Genomic DNA, 16,381 nt, shown 5'->3' with positions numbered 1-16,381 from the left:
GCTCCTGCCTCACAGTGCCGGTGGGGTGAACGTGCCGACCGCGGACTCCAGCGCCGCCGCGACCCGGTACATCCGGTCGTCGGCCATCGTCGGGGCCATCACCTGCAGGCCCACGGGCAGCCCCTCGGAGAGACCACACGGCACCGAGATGCCCGGACCGCCGTACAGGTTGGTCGGGATGGTGAACAGGTCGGCCAGGTACATCTGGTACGGGTCGGCGGTGCGCGCGCCGATCGGGAAGGCCGTGAACGGGGTGGTCGGCGAGATCAACGCGTCGACCCGCTCGAACGCGGCCGTGAAGTCCCGGGTGATCAGCGTACGGACCTTCTGCGCCTGCCCGTAGTACGCGTCGTAGTAGCCCGACGACAGCGCGTACGTGCCGATCATGATGCGGCGCTTGACCTCGGGACCGAAACCGGCCTCGCGGGTCAGCGACATGACCTCCTCCAGCGACCGGTTGCCGTCGTCGCCGACCCGCAGGCCGAACCGGACACCGTCGAACCGCGCCAGGTTGGAGGAGCACTCGCTCGGGGCGATCAGGTAGTACGCCGGCAACGCGTACGCGAACGTCGGGCAGGAGACCTCCACGACCTCGGCGCCCATCTTGGTCAGCGCGTCCACCGACTCGCGGAACGCCGTCATCACGCCCGGCTCGGCGCCCTCGCCGACGAACTCGCTGACGATGCCGAGCCGTACGCCGGTCAGGTCACCCGTCGCGCCGAGCTTCGCCGCCGCCACCACGTCCGGCACGGGCTGCGGGATCGAGGTCGAGTCACGCGGGTCGTGCCCACCGATCACCTGGTGCAGCAGGGCCGCGTCGAGCACGTTACGGGCGCACGGGCCGGGCGTGTCCAGCGACGAGGAGAACGCCACCAGGCCGTACCGGGAGGTGCCGCCGTAGGTGGGCTTCGCCCCGACGGTGCCGGTGACCGCGCCGGGCTGGCGGATCGAGCCGCCGGTGTCCGAGCCGATCGCCAGCGGCGCCTCGTACGCGGCCAGCGCGGCGGCGCTGCCCCCACCCGAGCCACCCGGGATGCGGCTCAGGTCCCACGGGTTGTGCGTCGGGCCGTACGCCGAGTACTCGGTGGAGGAGCCCATCGCGAACTCGTCCATGTTCGTCTTGCCCAGCATCACCGTGCCGGCGTCCCGCAGCCGCTGCACGATCGTCGCGTCGTACGGCGGGCGCCAGCCTTCGAGGATCTTCGAGCCGACGGTGGTCGGCACGCCACGGGTGGCGAGCACGTCCTTCACCGCGACCGGTACGCCCGCGAGCGGGCCCAACTCCTCGCCGGCGGCCCGGCGCTCGTCCACGGCGCGGGCTGCCGCGAGCGCGCCGTCGGTGTCCACGTGCAGGAAGGCGTGCACCTGCTCGTCGACCGCGGCGATCCGGTCCAGGTGCGCCTGGGTCACCTCGACGGCGGAGGTCTCCCCGCCGGCGACCAGAGCGGCGATCTCCGTCGCGGTCATTCTGGTCAAATCGCTCATGACGCCACGTCCTCGCTCAGAATCCGGGGTACCCGGAACCGCTGCTCCTCGGCGTCGGGCGCACCGGACAGCACCTCCTCGGGGGTCAGGCACGGCGTGACGACGTCCTCGCGGAAGACGTTCGTCAGCGGCACCGAGTGCGAGGTCGGCGGGATGTCCGCGGCGGCGACCTCGCCGACCTGGGCGACCGCCTGGAGGATCACGTCGAGCTGGCCGGCGAACGTGTCCAGCTCCTCCTCGGTGACGGCGAGCCGCGACAGGCGCGCCAGGTGCGCGACCTCCTCGCGGGAGATGGCGGCCATCCGTGCCCCCTTCTGATGTCCTGCTGGTCGGGCGGTGTGCCGGCCGCGCGGCGGATGCAGTGTGACGCGCGGTGACCGGAGCGAGTCTATTGTTCCGCGCCCCGCGCCGGCTGCTCGGGTCGGTCAGCGCGTACGTCGGCGACCGGCGTCCGGCTCCGGGCCACCGCTGGGGCGCACCGGCCGGTACCGGGCCAGCCAGGTGACCAACTCCTCGGCGGGCATCGGACGGGCGTAGAACCAGCCCTGGGCCGCGTCACAGCCGGCCGCGTACAGCATCCGCCAGGTCCGCTCGTCCTCCACGCCCTCGGCGACCACCCGCAGGCCCAACGCGCCCGCCAGCTCGATCGTGGAACGGACGATCGCCGCGTCGTCGGCGTCGTCGGCCATGCCCAGCACGAACGACCGGTCCACCTTCACCTCGGACAACGGCAGCCGACGCAGGTGCTGCAACGACGAGTAGCCGGTGCCGAAGTCGTCAAGCGCGATGGCCACCCCGATCTGGTGCAACCGGGTGATCGTCGCGAGCACCCGGCGCGGATCGGCCATCAGCGCGCCCTCGGTGATCTCCAGTTGCAGCCGCTCGGCCGGCACCCCGTACCGGGCCAGCCGGTCGGCGATCTGGTCGGCGATCTCGCCGGTGTGCAGGTCACGCACGCTGACGTTGAGCGCCGCGCGCAGCCCGATGCCGGCCGCCGACCACTTGGCGAGCTGCTCCACCACGTCGTCCACGACCCGGCGGGTGAGCAGCCGCATGACCGCGCTCTGCTCGGCGACCCGGATCAGCTCCTCCGGGTCGACCATGCCCCGGCGCGGGTGCCGCCACCGCAGCAGCGCCTCGACACCGACCACCTCGCCGGTCGCGATGGCGATCTGCGGCTGGTAGTACATGGTGATCTCACCGGCGTCGTCGACCGGCTCGTCGCCGTCGCGTACCCACCCGGTCGGCGCGGTCGTCCGCCCGCCCGCGGCGGACCCGGCGTCGCGCCCCGGACGGCGGTCGCCCACCGGCGGCAGCACGCCCCCGTTCGGCGAGCGCCGCCCGTGCCCGCCGGCACGCCGGTCCCGGCTCGGGCCGGGCCGGGTGCCGGGAATCGTCGCGCGGCTGTTGCGACCCCGGATCGGATCGGCCCCGGTGGCGATCCGGTTGATCAACTCATCGGCGTGCGCCACCTCGCCGCCGGCCCGGCGACGGCGACCCCACCACCGCCCGCCGGTCGCGGTCGGCGCGGCGATCACCGGCGCGGCCCCGGCCGGCAGCGCGGCGCCGTCACCGCCGCGCACCTCGGCCTCCACCGCGAGGGGTACGTCTGCCGTCCGCTCCGCCCCACTCCGCTCGGTGTGCCGGGCCCGCGTGGTCTCCCCTGCCCGCACGGCCTGCTCGGCCCCGACGGCGTGGCCCGTCTCGGCAGCGTGGCCTGCCTCGACGGCGTGGGTCGCGTCGACGGCGTGGGTCGCGTCGACGGCGTGGGTCGCGTCGACGGCGTGGGTCGCGTCGTCGGCGTGGGTCGCGTCGTCGGCGTGGGTCGCGTCGTCGGCGTGGGTCGCGTCGTCGGCGGACGCGCCGGCTTCGAGCACCCGCCGGAGGTCGGCGAGCAGTCCGAGACGCTCGGCCGAGTTGTGGTCAGACTCCGGGGCGTACACGGCGACCGTGTCGTTGCGGTGCTTGGCGTCGTACATCGCCACATCGGCGTGCCGCATCAGGGTGGCGAAGTCCTCGCCGTGCTCGGGGAAGAGAGCGATCCCGATGGAGCCGCCGACGTCGAGCGGCAGGCCGTCCAACGCCACCGGCTCGGCCAGCGCCGCGACCACCCGGTCGGCCAGCTCACGCGCCTGACCGACCTCGGTCAGCCCGGTCATCACGATGGCGAACTCGTCCCCGCCCAGCCGCGCGATCATCTGCGGCCGGGGTTCCACGTCCGCCAGCCGGGCGCTGACCTCGACCAGCAGCCGGTCGCCCACCGCGTGCCCGAGCGCGTCGTTGACGTTCTTGAAGCGGTCCAGGTCGATGAGGAGCAGCGCCAGATGGCCGTCGGGCTCACCCCGGGCGGTCCGCTCGGCGTGCAGGTGGACCTGCTCCGCCACCTCGGCCAGCAGCGCCTTGCGGTTGGGCAGACCGGTCAGCGGGTCGGCAGCCGCGAGGTGCTGCTGTTCGACGGTCAACCGGGCCATCCGGTACACGGCGAACAGCGGCACCAGCACCAGCGGAATCAGCGCCGCGCTGAGCCGGGCGGCGGCGACGAGAACCGGCGCGAGCAGCAGCAGCGAGCCGGTGGAGAGCAGTTCGAACCCGACGCCCCGGCGGACGGTGGGCCACCAACGGCCGCCGAAGCGCAGTCGTACCGCCCAGCTCACCAGCCCGTAGTTCACCACGAACCAGGCGAGCGTCGCGCCGCCGACGGCGGCCACGTCGGTCCAGTGCAGGCGTCCACCGGAGAAGATCGTGCCCGGCCCGAGCCGGATGACCGCGTACCCGGCGGCGAGCGCACAGGCGTACTGGCCGACGTTGAACGCGGTCCGCCAGGCGGCGTTGCCCATCCGCCAGCCGGAGACGATCACCCCGACGGCCTGCACCGCCACCGCCGGGCCCAGCCCCCAACCGAGCAGGATTGCGAAGGTGAAGCAGGTGGACGGGAAGACCGCCGAGGTCTGCCTCCGCCCGGGCGGGACGAACGGGCGCGCGTCGCAGATCACCGCGAGCGCGGCCATCGTCCAGAACGCCGCCGGCAGTCGGGACAGGTCCCCGGGAAGCGTCGTGAGTGGACCGGCGGCGGTCAGCGCCGCCACCACCAGGATGCCGACGACGAAGGTGGCGAACGGCCTCACCCGCCCAGGCGGGAGGGAGTTACGCGGGTCGGCGACCTCCATCACACCTCCCGAGGATGGTCGACGTGTCGGTGAGCACGTCGTGACCCAATGAAACGCCCTCGGCCCCGGGTTTCCCGGTATGACAGTCACGAATCGGTAGTAGTCGTAATTAAGTTGGTATACGCGGCGGCCACCTCGGCGACGTACCGGCGTCAGCCCTCGACGCGGGCGACCCCCCGCGCTGCGTCCGGACCCGCGTCCAGCAGCAGCCGGAACCCGTCCTCGTCCAGCACCGGCACCTTGAGGCTGGCCGCCTTGTCGGCCTTGGAACCCGGGTTGTCCCCCACGACCACGAAGCTCGTCCGCTTGGAGACCGAGCCGCTGACCTTGCCGCCCCGGCTCTGCACGGCCTCGGCGGCCTGGTCACGGGAGAAGCCGGCGAGGGTGCCGGTCACCACGACCGTCAGCCCCTCCAGCGGACGCGGGCCCTCGTCGACCGCCTCCTCGGCCATCCGTACGCCCGCGTCGGCCCACTTGCGGACCACCTCGCGGTGCCAGTCCACGGCGAACCACTCCCGGATGCTGGCCGCGATGGTCGGCCCGACCCCGTCGACCGAGGACAACTCCTCCTCGCTGGCCGCCTCGATGGCCTCCATCGAGCGGAAGTGCCGGGCCAGCGCCTGGGCAGCCGTGGGACCGACGTGCCGGATGGAGAGCGCCACCAGCACCCGCCACAGGTCACGTTCCCGGGCGACGGCCAGGTTGTCGAGCAGCTTGACCGCGTTGCTGCCGAGGCTGCCGTCCTTGTTGACGAAGAACGGCGACCGGGACAGCTGGTCGGCGTCGAGCTGGAAGAGGTCACCCTCGTCGGCGATGATCTCCGCGTCCAGCAGCGCCGCCGCGCCCTTGTAGCCGAGCACCTCGATGTCGAACGCGCCACGGCCGGCGAGGTGGAACACCCGCTCGCGGAGCTGGGCCGGGCAGCTGCGGGTGTTCGGGCAGCGGATGTCGACGTCGCCCGCCTTGGACGGCGCGAGCGGGGTGCCGCAGGACGGACAGGTCGTCGGCATCACGAACGGGCGGGCGTCGGCGGGCCGCAGGTCGACCACCGGACCGAGCACCTCGGGGATCACGTCGCCGGCCTTGCGCAGCACCACCGTGTCGCCGATCAGCACGCCCTTGCGCTCCACCTCCCGGGCGTTGTGCAGGGTGGCGAGCGCGACGGTCGAGCCGGCCACCCGCACCGGCTCGAGCACGGCGAACGGGGTGACCCGACCGGTACGCCCCACGTTGACGTCGATGTCGATGAGCTTGGTAGTGACCTCCTCCGGCGGATACTTGAAGGCGATCGCCCAGCGCGGGGCACGACTGGTCGAGCCCAGCCGGCCCTGGATGGAGACCGGGTCGACCTTGACCACCACACCGTCGATCTCGTGCTCGACGTCGTGCCGGTGCTCGGCGTAGTAGGCGATGTACTCCGCGACGCCGGACAGGTCCGGCACGACCCGCCACCGGTCACTGGTCGGCAGCCCCCACGCCTTCAGGGCCGCGTACGACTCGGACTGCGCGACGGGCTGGAACCCCCGACGGGCGCCGATGCCGTGCACCACGAGACGCAGCGGCCGGGAGGCGGTGACCCGAGGGTCCTTCTGCCGCAGGCTGCCGGCAGCGGCGTTACGCGGGTTGGCGAACGGCGCCCGGCCCTGCTCGACCAGACCCGCGTTGAGGTCGGCGAACGCGGCGACCGGGAAGTAGATCTCGCCCCGGACCTCCAGCAGCTCGGGGATCGTCGGGAACTCGGCGGACGGCGTGAGCTGGCTCGGCACGTCCCGGATGCTGCGCACGTTGGCGGTGACGTCCTCGCCGGTGCGGCCGTCGCCCCGGGTGGCCGCCCGGACCAGTCGACCGGCCTCGTAGGTCAGGTTGATCGCCAGGCCGTCGACCTTCAGCTCGCAGAGGTAGGGCACCGGGCCGCCGGCGTCCCGCTCGACCCGCTCGGCCCAGGCCGCCAGCTCCTCGTCGGCGAAGGCGTTGTCGAGCGAGAGCATGCGCTCGGCGTGGGTGACCGGGGTGAAGTCGGTGGAGAACGTGCCACCCACCCGCTGGGTCGGCGAATCCGGCGTACGCAGCGCGGGAAACTCCTGCTCCAACGCCTCCAGCTCGCGCAGCTGCTTGTCGAACTCGGCGTCGGTGATGATCGGCGAGTCCAGGACGTAGTAGCGGTACTGATGTTCGGTCAGCTCACGGCTGAGCGTGGCGTGCCGCTCCCGCGCCTGCGGCGTCGGATCCGCGCCGGCCGCCGCCTCCTGAGCCGGGCTGACCTGCTGACCGATCTGCTCCTCGGACACCCCGCCACCTTCGGACACGCCTGCGACCTCCCTGATCACGCTACTAAGGCACGGTATCGGTCCGGGCCGACAATCCGCCGCCCACCCGCGCCGACGATGCGGCCCCACGCGCCCGACCTCGATACCACGCTGCGTGTCGCCACCGAACTCGCCCGTCTTGATCGAATCCACATCGCCGATGTCGTGGTGTCCCAGCGTCAGCACGCCCCCAGATCGGCAAAGGCACACCCGGCCACCCCGGGCCCGTCGCCAAACTCCCGCCGATCTGTGAGTGGGGTTGTCAAGTGGCGGTGCGGTGGTGGGTGGTGATGATGCGGTAGAGCTGTCGGGCGATGTAGCGCTTGAGGCAGCGGTTGATTTCTTTGGTGGTGCGGCCTTGGGCGCGGCGGCGGTTGATGTAGTCGCGGGTTTCGGGGTGGATGCGGCGGCGGGTCAGGGCGATGGTGTGCAGGGCGCTGTTGAGGGTTCTGTCGCCGCCGCGGTTGAGGCGGTGTCGGTCGGTGCGGCCGCTGGCCACGGGTATGGGGGCGGCGCCGGCGAGGGTGGCGTAGGCGGCTTCTGATCGGACGCGGCCGGGGTGTGACCAGGTGGTGAGGGCGATGGCGGCGGTGACGGGTCCGATTCCGGGTTGGTCGAGCAGGGGTGGGCAGAGTTCGGTGACGAGGGTGCGTAGGCGTCGGTGGTTGTCGGTCAGTGCGGCGTCGAGGGTGTGGATGTGACGGGCGAGGGTGGCCAGTTCGCGGCGGCGGGTGTGTTCCTCGGTGGGCGGGTGGGTGTTGTCGGGCAGGTCGAGGGCGGCCAGACGGGCGATCTGGTGGGTGGTGCTGAGCCCTTGTATGGCGTGGCGTAGGGCGTCGTCGGCGGTCAGGATCAGCGCTTTGACCAGGTTGACCGTGGCGGTGCGCGTGTCGCTGTGGTGGCGGCGGCAGACCAGCAGCAGACGCAGCGCCTCGCGTGGTCCGTCGCTGCGGGGTGCCGTGATGCGGTCGGTGGACAGTGCCAGCACGGCGTGGGCGGCGGCGACCGCGTCCAGTTGGTCGGACTTGCCGCCCCGGCGGCGGGTCGCCGCGACGGGTTTGGGTGCCTCGCAGACCGGTTCACCGGCAGCGCTCAACAGTCGGCACAGCCCCTGACCGTGCGCCCGGGTGCCCTCCACCGCCCATAACCGGCGCCCGTGCGATGGGGTGTGCGTGGCGGCGAAGGCCAGCAGCTGGCTCAACCCGTCCGGGTCGGTGGACACGGTGACCTGCGCCAGCACCGCTCCGAACCGGTCGAGCACCGCCGCGGTGTGCGTGTCGGTGTGGGTATCCACCCCCACCACCACGTCATAGCGATCCGTGACCCGCTCTACGATCTGTGCCATCTCAGTTGTTGCTCCCTTTGCCAGACACGACTGGGACAGTCGGCGTCGGCTCGGGATGCAGTCACCTCGGCGGCAAATCTGTGATGGGCCACGTGTGCTCGCACGGGCAGGCTTCTGATCAGGCCAGCAAGGTGGGCCGGGCCGGCGCCGACGACCACCTGGGGACAGGTCTTGCACAAGGCACGCCCGCACTCCGAGCGGCCGGATCGGCAATGAGTCACCCAAGCGATCATCGACGCCGAACCTAACGGCAACCAGCCGAACCGATCACCACCGACATAGAAGCGTCTTGCAGTTTCTGTCGTCGATAGAAGGCGGTATGCCCGGAATGCCGCAGCAGAAAGTGCAAGATCGGCGCGGGTGAGGGTCGGCCGGGCCAGGTGCGGGACGCGGGAGGGCTGCCTGAGAGCGTGGCGGTGCGGCGCGGGGGGCTGGGGGGTCGTCGGCGGGCGGCGAGGGCTTTGACGTGCGAGGATCGCCGCACGAAGCGGCCGGTGTGCCGCCCTGACACGGAGGTGGCGATGACCGAGGCGCTGCTCTGGGCGGCGGCGATCCTGCTGGCGGTGGCGGCCGGCTGGGCGTGGAACAGTTGGCGGCACCGGGCGGCCGCGCGGCGCTCGACCGACCCGCGCTCGACCGACCGGCCCGGTAGAAGTGCCACGACCCGCGCGGGTGACCGCCGTTCCGCGCCGCCGAGGCCGCGTGGCACCGATCGGACGGGCGCGACGCCCCGCTCCCGGGGCACCGATCGGGCCGCCGATGCTCCGGCGGCGGGTGAAATCTGGTGGGCCGACGTGCCGTATGCCGACGGCAGTGGCTCCAAGGTCCGCCCCTGCCTGGTGCTACGCGCCGACTCGCGGGGCGCCGACGTCCTCAAGATCACGAGTCAGGACAAGAGCGACCGGGACGACCACATCCGGATCCCCACCCGGGACTGGGATCCGGGTGCCGAGCACGACAGCTACCTCAGCCTGACCGAGCCGGTCCGGATCAGCTCGGCGGACTTCGCCGACCGCGCCGGCCGCTGCGACGCCGACCTGTGGCGCACGGTCCGCAGCCTGCGCCACCTGCCCACCGGCTGACCGCCGGACCGGGGCGAGCCCAGCGCGGGTCTACCCCGTGATCCACCCGACTTCCCGGAACCCGGCCTGTCCACCCGCCAGCAACACCCCGACTTCCAGAAACCCGAGTCGATCACCGCGGACTGGCACGCCCCAAGCCGGGCCGCGCCGCCCCCGGCCAGCCCAGCCCAGCCCAGCCCAGCCCAGCCCAGCCCATGATCGACTCGACATCCCGGAACCCGGCCTGTCCACCCGCCAGCAACACCCCGACTTCCAGAAACCCGAGTCGATCACCGCGGACTGGCACGCGCCAGCCCGGCCGGGCGGCGCCGGGCCGCCCCGGGACGGCCACACCAGGCCGCGCCACACCAGGCCGCGCCGCGCCAGACCGGGCCGCGCCACCGGGACGGGCCGCGCCGGGGCAGGCCGCGCCGGGGCAGGCCGCGCCGGGACGGGCGGTCAGTCCCAGCTCTTGCCGAGGGTGGCGAGTCGGTCGGCGTACTCGATGCGCTCGGCCCAACCGGACGGCCAGGCGGCCATGCCGACTGCCGCGCCCACGAAGGCGCCGGCCAGGGCGGCGATCGAGTCGGAGTCGCCGGCGGTGGTCGCGCCCCGGGCCAGTGCCGCGACCGGGTCGTCGGCGTGGCGTACGGCGCAGAACAGCGCGGTGGCCAGCGCCTCCTCGGCCACCCACCCTTCCCCGGTGGCCCGGCACGGGTCTCCGCCGTCGTCCGGTGCGGCCAGGGCGGTGGTCAGTCGGTGCAGCGCCGCCAGGCACTCGTCCCAACCGCGAGCGATGAACTCCTCCGGCGTGTCGACCCCCGGACGACGCCAGAGATCGCCCAGCCAGTCCTGGTGGTAGACCCGGCGCTGGGATCGCGCCCGCTCGCTGAGCACCGCCGGCAACTCGGGCAGGCCGACGCCGCCGCGCAGGGCGACGACCGCGTAGGCGGTGAGTTCGCTGGCGGCCAGACCGGTCGGGTGGCCGTGGGTGAGCCCGGCCTGCAGTTGGGCCAGACCGGCCATCGTGTCGAGGTCGACGTCCAGCAGCCCCACCGGCGTGACCCGCATGTTCGCGCCGCAGCCCTTCGAGCCGGCGACCGTCGCCTCCTGCCAACGCAGCCCTCGACCCAGGTCGACGCAGGCGCGCAGGCAGGTCATCCCGGGGGCGCGGTTGTTGTCCGGGCTGACCGACCAGGCGACGAAGCGGCGTTGCAGCAGCGGCTCGACCACCTCCGGTGTGAGCCTCGACGCCTCGTGCAGCGCTTCGCCCACCGCCAGCGCCATCTGCGTGTCGTCCGTGACCAGCGCCGGGTCGCCGGTCAACTCACGCGGGCCGGCCGGACCGTAGCGGCGTTCGATCTCGGCGACGGTCAGGAACTCGGTGGGCCTGCCCAGCGCGTCGCCGTAGGCGAGACCGAAGAGCGAACCGGAGGCGCGCAGCACGGCGGTGGAGGTCACGGTGGCCATCATGCCCGGCCGCCGCAACCGCCGTGCTGCGCGGTCAGTCCCAGCAGAGGCAGAACGGGTGGCCGACCGGGTCCGCGTAGACCCGGAAACCGTCGCCCTCGCCGGGCAGCCGCCGCGCACCGAGCGCGAGCGCCGCCTTCTCGGCGGTCTCGATGTCGTCAACCGTCACGTCGATGTGGAACTGCTGCGGACGCTCCGGGTCCGGCCAGGCCGGCGGACGCAGGGTGAGCGCACGCTGGAACGCCAGGCGGGGCTGGTGCCCGGGCGGGCCGCCCAGCACCACCCACTCGTCATCGGCCTCGCCCTCGTTCTCGTACAGCGGGATGCCGAGCAGTTCGGAGTAGAACCCCGCCAACGCCCGCGGGTCGGGGCAGTCGATCACCACTGAACGTAGCTGTCCAATCATGACGGTCATCCTGCCCATCGCGTACGACAGGAAAACGTCACTCCTCGGTGAACCGGCGGCCGGCGTCCCGGCAGGCCGCGAGCACCGCCCGGGCGTACTGGGGAGTGGCGCCGGCCAGGCCGCACGCCGGGGTGACGACCACCTGCCGGGCGAGCTGCCGGCGCGGAAAGCCGAGGCGGTCCCAGATCCGGCGTACCCGCTCGGCGATCTGCCCGGAGGTCGGTGCGCCACCGGCCGACGGCGGCCGGGTCGGCGCGGCGCCGGCCAACAGCCCGAGGCCGGCGTCGATCGCCTCGCCCAGCGGATCCAGGTCGGTGACGAGGTCGAGGTCGAGGGCGACCGCGACGGCACCGGTGGAGCGGATCAGCTCCAACGGCACGTCCGGGGCGCAGCAGTGCACCACGGTCGGTACGGCCACCGCGTCGACGACCGTGCGCAGCAGGGCCGCCGCGTCGGCCGACTCCACCGCCCGGTACGCGCCCAGCCCGCTCTCGGTCGGCACCCGTCCGGCCAGCACGGTCGGCAGCGACGGCTCGTCCAGTTGCAGCAGCACCGACGCCTGGGGCAGCCGGCGCGCGACCGCCGCGACATGCTCGCGCAGCCCTTCGGCGAGGGAGCCGGTGAGGTCGCGCACGGCGCCGGGGTCGCGCAGCAGCCGGCCACCGATCGGCAGCTCCAGCGAGGCGGCCAGGGTGAACGGGCCGCCGGCCTGCACCTTGATCGGACCGGCGTACCCCTCGGCCTGCTCGGTGAGCTGGTCCAGGTCACGCTCCATCAGGTCCCGGGCCCGGCGCAGGTCACGGCCGGGGCGGGGGGCTACCCGCCAACGCCCGGCGTACAGCTCGACGGGCAGCTCGACCAGCAGCCCGGCGCTGCGGCCGATGAGGTCGGCGCCGGGGCCACGGGCCGGCAGCTCGGGCAGGTGCGGCAGGTCGGGAAGCTCGCCGAGGACCACCCGCTGGGCCTCGGCGATGTCGGTGCCGGGCAGCGAACCGATGCCGGTGGCCGCGCCGGCCGGCCAGGGCCACGCCTGATCTGTCACGGCCGAAGGCTATCCCGGCGTCCAGGCCGGCCGTGCGACGACCGTCCGACATCCACCGCGGGCCAGGAGCCGCCCGGTCAGCCGGCGATCGTGGCCGAGCCGAGGACGATGTCGCCGGCCGGGTCCGGCCGGTACGCCACCAGTGCCTGACCGGCGGCGACACCGCGGACCGGTCGGCGCAGCTCGGCGTGCAGCGCCTCGCCGTCGAGGTCGACGGTCGCCGGCACCACGTCGCCGTGCGCGCGGAGCTGCACCTCGCACTCGACCGGCGCGTCCGGTCGGGGACCGCCGGTCCACACCGGGCGGGTGGCCCGCACCTGGGAGACCTCCAGCGCCTCGGCCGGGCCGACCGTCACCGTGTTGGTCTTGGGCGTGATGGAGAGCACGTAACGCGGCCGACCGTCCGGGGCGGGCCGGTCCAGGTGCAGGCCGCGACGCTGGCCCACCGTGTACGCGTACGCCCCGGTGTGGCTGCCGACCACCGCGCCGGTGCTCGCGTCGACGACGTCGCCGGGCGTCTCGCCGAGCCGGCCGGCGAGGAAGCCTCGGGTGTCGCCGTCGGCGATGAAGCAGATGTCGTGGGAGTCCGGCTTCTCGGCCACCGCCAGGCCGCGCTCGGCGGCCTCCGCGCGGACCTGGGCCTTCGTCGAGTCGCCGAGCGGGAACATCGACCGGTCCAGCTGCTCGCGGGTGAGGACCGCCAGCACGTACGACTGGTCCTTGGCGATGTCGACGCTGCGGCGCAACAGCCCGTCCGGGCCGAGCCGGGCGTGGTGACCGGTGACCACCGCGTCGAAGCCGAGCGCGATCGCCCGGTCCAGCACCGCCGCGAACTTGATCTTCTCGTTGCAGCGCAGACACGGGTTGGGCGTACGACCTGCGGCGTACTCGGCCACGAAGTCGTCCACGACGTCCTCGTGGAACCGGTCCGCCATGTCCCACACGTAGAACGGGATACCGATCACGTCGGCCGCCCGGCGGGCGTCCCGGGAGTCCTCCAGCGTGCAGCATCCGCGCGCGCCGGTCCGGTACGTCTGCGGGTTGCGCGCCAACGCCAGGTGCACGCCGGTCACGTCGTGCCCGGCCGCCACCGCCCGCGCCGCCGCCACGGCCGAGTCAACCCCGCCCGACATCGCCGCCAGAACTCTCACCACAAACCCCCTCCCCGCCAACCCTATCCACCGTCCCGGACCGACCCCCACCCCCGGCACCCCGTTGATCATGAAGTTATTGCCACGACACGCCGATCCGCAGGGCAACAACTTCATGATCGACGCGCAGGGACGCCCGGGACCACGCCGGGCGGGGGGGGTTAGCGGGGGGTTCGGGGGGAGGCTGCTCGGCGGGCTCGTTCCACCGCTGCGGGGAGGGCCGCCACCAGGGCGTCGACCTCGGCCTGGGTGCTGGTGTGGCCGAGGGTGAACCGCAGCGAGGAACGGGCGCGGTCGTCGTCGGCGCCCATCGCCAGCAGTACGTGCGACGGCTGGGCGACACCGGCCGAGCAGGCCGAGCCCGTCGAGCAGGCGATGCCCTGGGCGTCGAGCAAAAGCAGCAGGGCGTCGCCCTCACAGCCCGGGAAGGAGAAGTGCGCGTTGCCGGGGAGCCGGTCGGTCGGGTCGCCGTTGTAGATCACCTCGGGGACCGCGTGGCGGACCCGCTCGATCAGGTCGTCGCGCAGGGCGGCCACCCGGGCCGCGTACTCCTGCTGGCCCTTGACCGCCGCCTCGACGGCGACCGCGAAGGCGACGATGCCCGCGGTGTCCAGCGTGCCGGAGCGGACGTCGCGCTCCTGGCCGCCACCGTGCAGCAGCGGTACGGCGGCCACCTCCCGGCCGAGCAGCAGGGCACCCACCCCGATCGGGCCGCCCAGCTTGTGGCCGGTGACGGTGAGCGCGGCGGCCCCGCTGGCGGCGAAGTCAACCGGTACCTGGCCCACGGCCTGGATGGCGTCGGTGTGGAACGGCACCCCGTACTCGGCGGCGACGGCGGCCAGCTCGGCCACCGGCTGCACGGTGCCGACCTCGTTGTTGGCCCACATCGCGGTGACCAACGCCACCCGTTCGGCGTGCGCGCTGAGCTCGGCGCGCAGGTCCGCCGGGTCGAGCCGGCTGGTGGCGTCGACCGGCAGCAGGCCGACCTCGGCGTTCTCGTGCTCGGCCAGCCAGTCGACCGAGTCGAGCACGGCGTGGTGTTCGACGGCACTGGAGATCACCCGCCGGCGGTCGGCGTTGGCGTCCCGGCGGGCCCAGAAGATGCCCTTCACCGCCAGGTTGTCGCTCTCCGTGCCACCACCCGTGAAGATCACTTCGGACGGCCGCGCGCCGAGCACCGCGGCCACCCGCTCGCGCGACTCCTCGACCCGGCGACGGGCACGACGACCCGCCGCGTGCAGGGAGGACGCGTTGCCGACCTCGCGGGCGGTGGCGACGTACGCCTCCAGTGCCTCGTCGAGCATGGGGGTGGTAGCCGCGTGATCCAGGTAAGCCATCACCCCTCAGCGTACGGCCGACCGGCCGGGGACCGGAGAGCGGAGTGGACGCCGCGTCTCGTGCCGGGGCGCGGGGAGCACCCCGGCAGGAGACGAACCCGGCCCGGTCAGGCGGGCACCGCCGTGACGACGATGTTGTCGCGGTACTTGCGGGCCTTGGCGTCGAACGGCCCACCGCAGGTGATCAGGGTCAGCCGCGGCTTGCCGTCCCGGGCGAAGTACCGGTCCAACGGGATCTTGGTCTTGGCGTACTCCTCCCGGGCGACGACCTGGTACCGCCGGGCCTTGCCGTCGCTGCCGGTCGCGGTCAGGGTGTCGCCCTGGTCCAGCTCGCGCAGCCGGAAGAACGCCCCCTTGCCCTGTCTGGCGCTGTCCACGTGGCCGGCGATCACCACCGATCCGGCGTCCGCCTCCAGGCCGGGGCCGTACCGGTACCAGCCGATCTCATCAACGCTCGGCGGCACCTCGAACTCGTTCGTGCGCTCGTTGATGCCGACGGCGTTGACCGTGGCGGTGACGCCGATCTCCGGGATGACCAGCCGCACCGGAGGCACAGTCTCCGCCCCGACCGGCAGGTCGCCGGCGGTCACCGGAACCGACGGGACGGCGGGGGCCGACGGGTCGGTGGTCGGTGCGGCGCTGGCCAGCGCGGTCGCCTCCTCGGTGCCGACGTTCTCGGCCGGCTGGGAGTTGCACGCCACCAGGGTGGCGACGGTGAGCGCGGCAACGCCGGCGGCCAGGGCCGCCAGCGCGCCGCGGTTGCGCACCGTCACCGGCGGCCGGTCCGCGCGGTCGCCATCCGCGCCCCGCCACCGACGAGCAGCAGGACGCCGGCGCCGGTGAGCACGTACCACCAGGTGTTCACGCCGGTACCCGCCTGGCCACCGTCACCGCTCGGCACACCGCCCGGGGCGGAGTGCAGGCCGGTGATGGTCTGGGCCACCACGTCCAGGTTCTTGGCCTCGGCGGAGCCGATCGCGTAGACGATCGTCGCGGTGCCCTCCTTGAGGTTCAGGTCCGCCGGACCGATGGCCACGGTGTCGGTGCCGGCCAGCACCACGTCCGCCTTCACCTCACCGGCGTCGACGTCGCCCTTGGCCTCCTTCGGGTTGGTCAGGCCCTTGAAGACCGGGGTGCCACCGGCGCGTACGTCGACCGCCGGGGCGGCCGCGGTGTGCCGGACGATCAGGCGGGCCTTGCCGGCGTCGACCTTGGAGACGTCGTTCACGAACGGCGTGATCTTCGGCTTGCCGGCGGCGTCGAGGTGCGCGGCGATGCTGATGTTCGCCCCGCCCGGCACCTTGGCGTCGTCGACCTTGAGGATCGCGCTGCCGACCGGCTCGCCGGGCTTGGTGAGGGCGATGTCGTACTCACCCTCGGCCAGGTTCAGCGGGCCGGCCACGTCACCGGGCTTGAAGTTGTCGAGCGTCTTCTTGCCGTTGACGTAGACGTCGACCGGGGTGTCCGGGATGCCGTGCACGACGGAGACCTTCGACGTGGCGGCGTACGCGGGGGTGGCGGTGAACGCGCCGACACCGGCGAAGGCCAGCGCGGCGACCGCGCCGCCCGCGGCGACCCGACGGAAGTACGAGAGCTGCATGTCTACCTCCT

General features: G+C 73.2%; 13 protein-coding genes. 1 reads left to right on the top strand and 12 read right to left on the bottom strand.

The window, feature by feature from the left end; all coding sequences use genetic code 11:
- Positions 1-9: 9 nt before the first annotated feature.
- The 5 genes from gatA to ACN263_RS05140 form a co-directional block, all read right to left on the bottom strand.
- Complete coding sequence (gatA, locus tag ACN263_RS05160) at positions 10-1,485, bottom strand: Asp-tRNA(Asn)/Glu-tRNA(Gln) amidotransferase subunit GatA (protein ID WP_422738685.1); 1,476 nt, start codon at positions 1,483-1,485, stop codon at positions 10-12.
- Positions 1,482-1,787 carry an Asp-tRNA(Asn)/Glu-tRNA(Gln) amidotransferase subunit GatC gene (gene gatC, locus ACN263_RS05155; RefSeq protein ID WP_355052147.1) on the bottom strand — a complete coding sequence of 102 codons (306 nt, stop codon included), beginning with the start codon at positions 1,785-1,787 and terminating at the stop codon, positions 1,482-1,484. Before gatC ends, gatA begins: the two co-directional genes overlap by 4 nt.
- Before the next feature lie 123 nt (positions 1,788-1,910).
- Complete coding sequence (locus tag ACN263_RS05150) at positions 1,911-4,652, bottom strand: EAL domain-containing protein (RefSeq protein ID WP_422738684.1); 2,742 nt, start codon at positions 4,650-4,652, stop codon at positions 1,911-1,913.
- A gap of 152 nt (positions 4,653-4,804) precedes the next feature.
- Positions 4,805-6,940, bottom strand: a complete 2,136-nt coding sequence (ligA, locus tag ACN263_RS05145; RefSeq protein WP_422738683.1) for an NAD-dependent DNA ligase LigA — start codon at positions 6,938-6,940, stop codon at positions 4,805-4,807.
- A gap of 280 nt (positions 6,941-7,220) precedes the next feature.
- On the bottom strand, positions 7,221-8,303 hold the full coding sequence (locus tag ACN263_RS05140; protein WP_422736454.1) for an IS110 family transposase: 1,083 nt from the start codon (positions 8,301-8,303) through the stop codon (positions 7,221-7,223).
- A 521-nt stretch (positions 8,304-8,824) separates the two neighbouring features.
- Here ACN263_RS05140 and ACN263_RS05135 point away from each other — a divergent pair.
- On the top strand, positions 8,825-9,385 hold the full coding sequence (locus ACN263_RS05135) for a type II toxin-antitoxin system PemK/MazF family toxin (RefSeq protein WP_422738682.1): 561 nt from the start codon (positions 8,825-8,827) through the stop codon (positions 9,383-9,385).
- 438 nt (positions 9,386-9,823) lie between these two features.
- Here the strand turns inward: ACN263_RS05135 and ACN263_RS05130 are convergent, their stop codons facing one another.
- The 7 genes from ACN263_RS05130 to ACN263_RS05100 all read right to left on the bottom strand — a co-directional run bounded on the left by ACN263_RS05130 (position 9,824) and on the right by ACN263_RS05100 (position 16,370).
- Entirely contained in the window at positions 9,824-10,837 is a 1,014-nt protein-coding gene (locus ACN263_RS05130; RefSeq protein WP_422738681.1) for an ADP-ribosylglycohydrolase family protein, read from the bottom strand.
- A gap of 31 nt (positions 10,838-10,868) precedes the next feature.
- Positions 10,869-11,240, bottom strand: a complete 372-nt coding sequence (locus tag ACN263_RS05125) for a VOC family protein (protein ID WP_422740600.1) — start codon at positions 11,238-11,240, stop codon at positions 10,869-10,871.
- A gap of 37 nt (positions 11,241-11,277) precedes the next feature.
- Positions 11,278-12,282 (bottom strand): methionine synthase, encoded by a 1,005-nt coding sequence (locus tag ACN263_RS05120; RefSeq protein WP_422738680.1) that lies wholly within the window; start codon positions 12,280-12,282, stop codon positions 11,278-11,280.
- 77 nt (positions 12,283-12,359) lie between these two features.
- On the bottom strand, positions 12,360-13,433 hold the full coding sequence (gene mnmA / locus ACN263_RS05115) for a tRNA 2-thiouridine(34) synthase MnmA (RefSeq protein WP_422740599.1): 1,074 nt from the start codon (positions 13,431-13,433) through the stop codon (positions 12,360-12,362).
- Positions 13,434-13,594: 161 nt separating this feature from the next.
- Positions 13,595-14,770: a cysteine desulfurase family protein gene (locus tag ACN263_RS05110; protein WP_422738679.1), complete on the bottom strand. Its 1,176-nt coding sequence runs from the start codon at positions 14,768-14,770 to the stop codon at positions 13,595-13,597.
- Positions 14,771-14,877: 107 nt separating this feature from the next.
- Positions 14,878-15,543, bottom strand: a complete 666-nt coding sequence (locus tag ACN263_RS05105; RefSeq protein ID WP_422738678.1) for a class F sortase — start codon at positions 15,541-15,543, stop codon at positions 14,878-14,880.
- Positions 15,540-16,370: a DUF4397 domain-containing protein gene (locus tag ACN263_RS05100; protein WP_422738677.1), complete on the bottom strand. Its 831-nt coding sequence runs from the start codon at positions 16,368-16,370 to the stop codon at positions 15,540-15,542. The genes ACN263_RS05105 and ACN263_RS05100 overlap by 4 nt, the downstream gene beginning before the upstream one ends.
- Positions 16,371-16,381: the final 11 nt, after the last annotated feature.

Origin of the sequence: Micromonospora sp. WMMD729 (assembly GCF_049315225.1) — a bacterium.
GTDB lineage: Bacteria > Actinomycetota > Actinomycetes > Mycobacteriales > Micromonosporaceae > Micromonospora.
The sequence above is the reverse complement of the archived record's forward strand: the minus strand, read 5'-3'. Positions and strand labels throughout refer to the sequence as shown.

Bases quoted from the DNA above. Each gene is read 5' to 3' on its own strand.
- gatA (WP_422738685.1), bottom strand. From the start codon at position 1,485: ATGAGCGATTTGACCAGAATGACCGCGACGGAGATCGCCGCTCTGGTC.
- gatC (WP_355052147.1), bottom strand. From the start codon at position 1,787: ATGGCCGCCATCTCCCGCGAGGAGGTCGCGCACCTGGCGCGCCTGTCG.
- ACN263_RS05150 (WP_422738684.1), bottom strand. From the start codon at position 4,652: ATGGAGGTCGCCGACCCGCGTAACTCCCTCCCGCCTGGGCGGGTGAGG.
- ACN263_RS05140 (WP_422736454.1), bottom strand. From the start codon at position 8,303: ATGGCACAGATCGTAGAGCGGGTCACGGATCGCTATGACGTGGTGGTG.
- ACN263_RS05135 (WP_422738682.1), top strand. From the start codon at position 8,825: ATGACCGAGGCGCTGCTCTGGGCGGCGGCGATCCTGCTGGCGGTGGCG.
- ACN263_RS05130 (WP_422738681.1), bottom strand. From the start codon at position 10,837: ATGATGGCCACCGTGACCTCCACCGCCGTGCTGCGCGCCTCCGGTTCG.
- ACN263_RS05125 (WP_422740600.1), bottom strand. From the start codon at position 11,240: ATGATTGGACAGCTACGTTCAGTGGTGATCGACTGCCCCGACCCGCGG.
- ACN263_RS05110 (WP_422738679.1), bottom strand. From the start codon at position 14,770: ATGGCTTACCTGGATCACGCGGCTACCACCCCCATGCTCGACGAGGCA.
- ACN263_RS05100 (WP_422738677.1), bottom strand. From the start codon at position 16,370: ATGCAGCTCTCGTACTTCCGTCGGGTCGCCGCGGGCGGCGCGGTCGCC.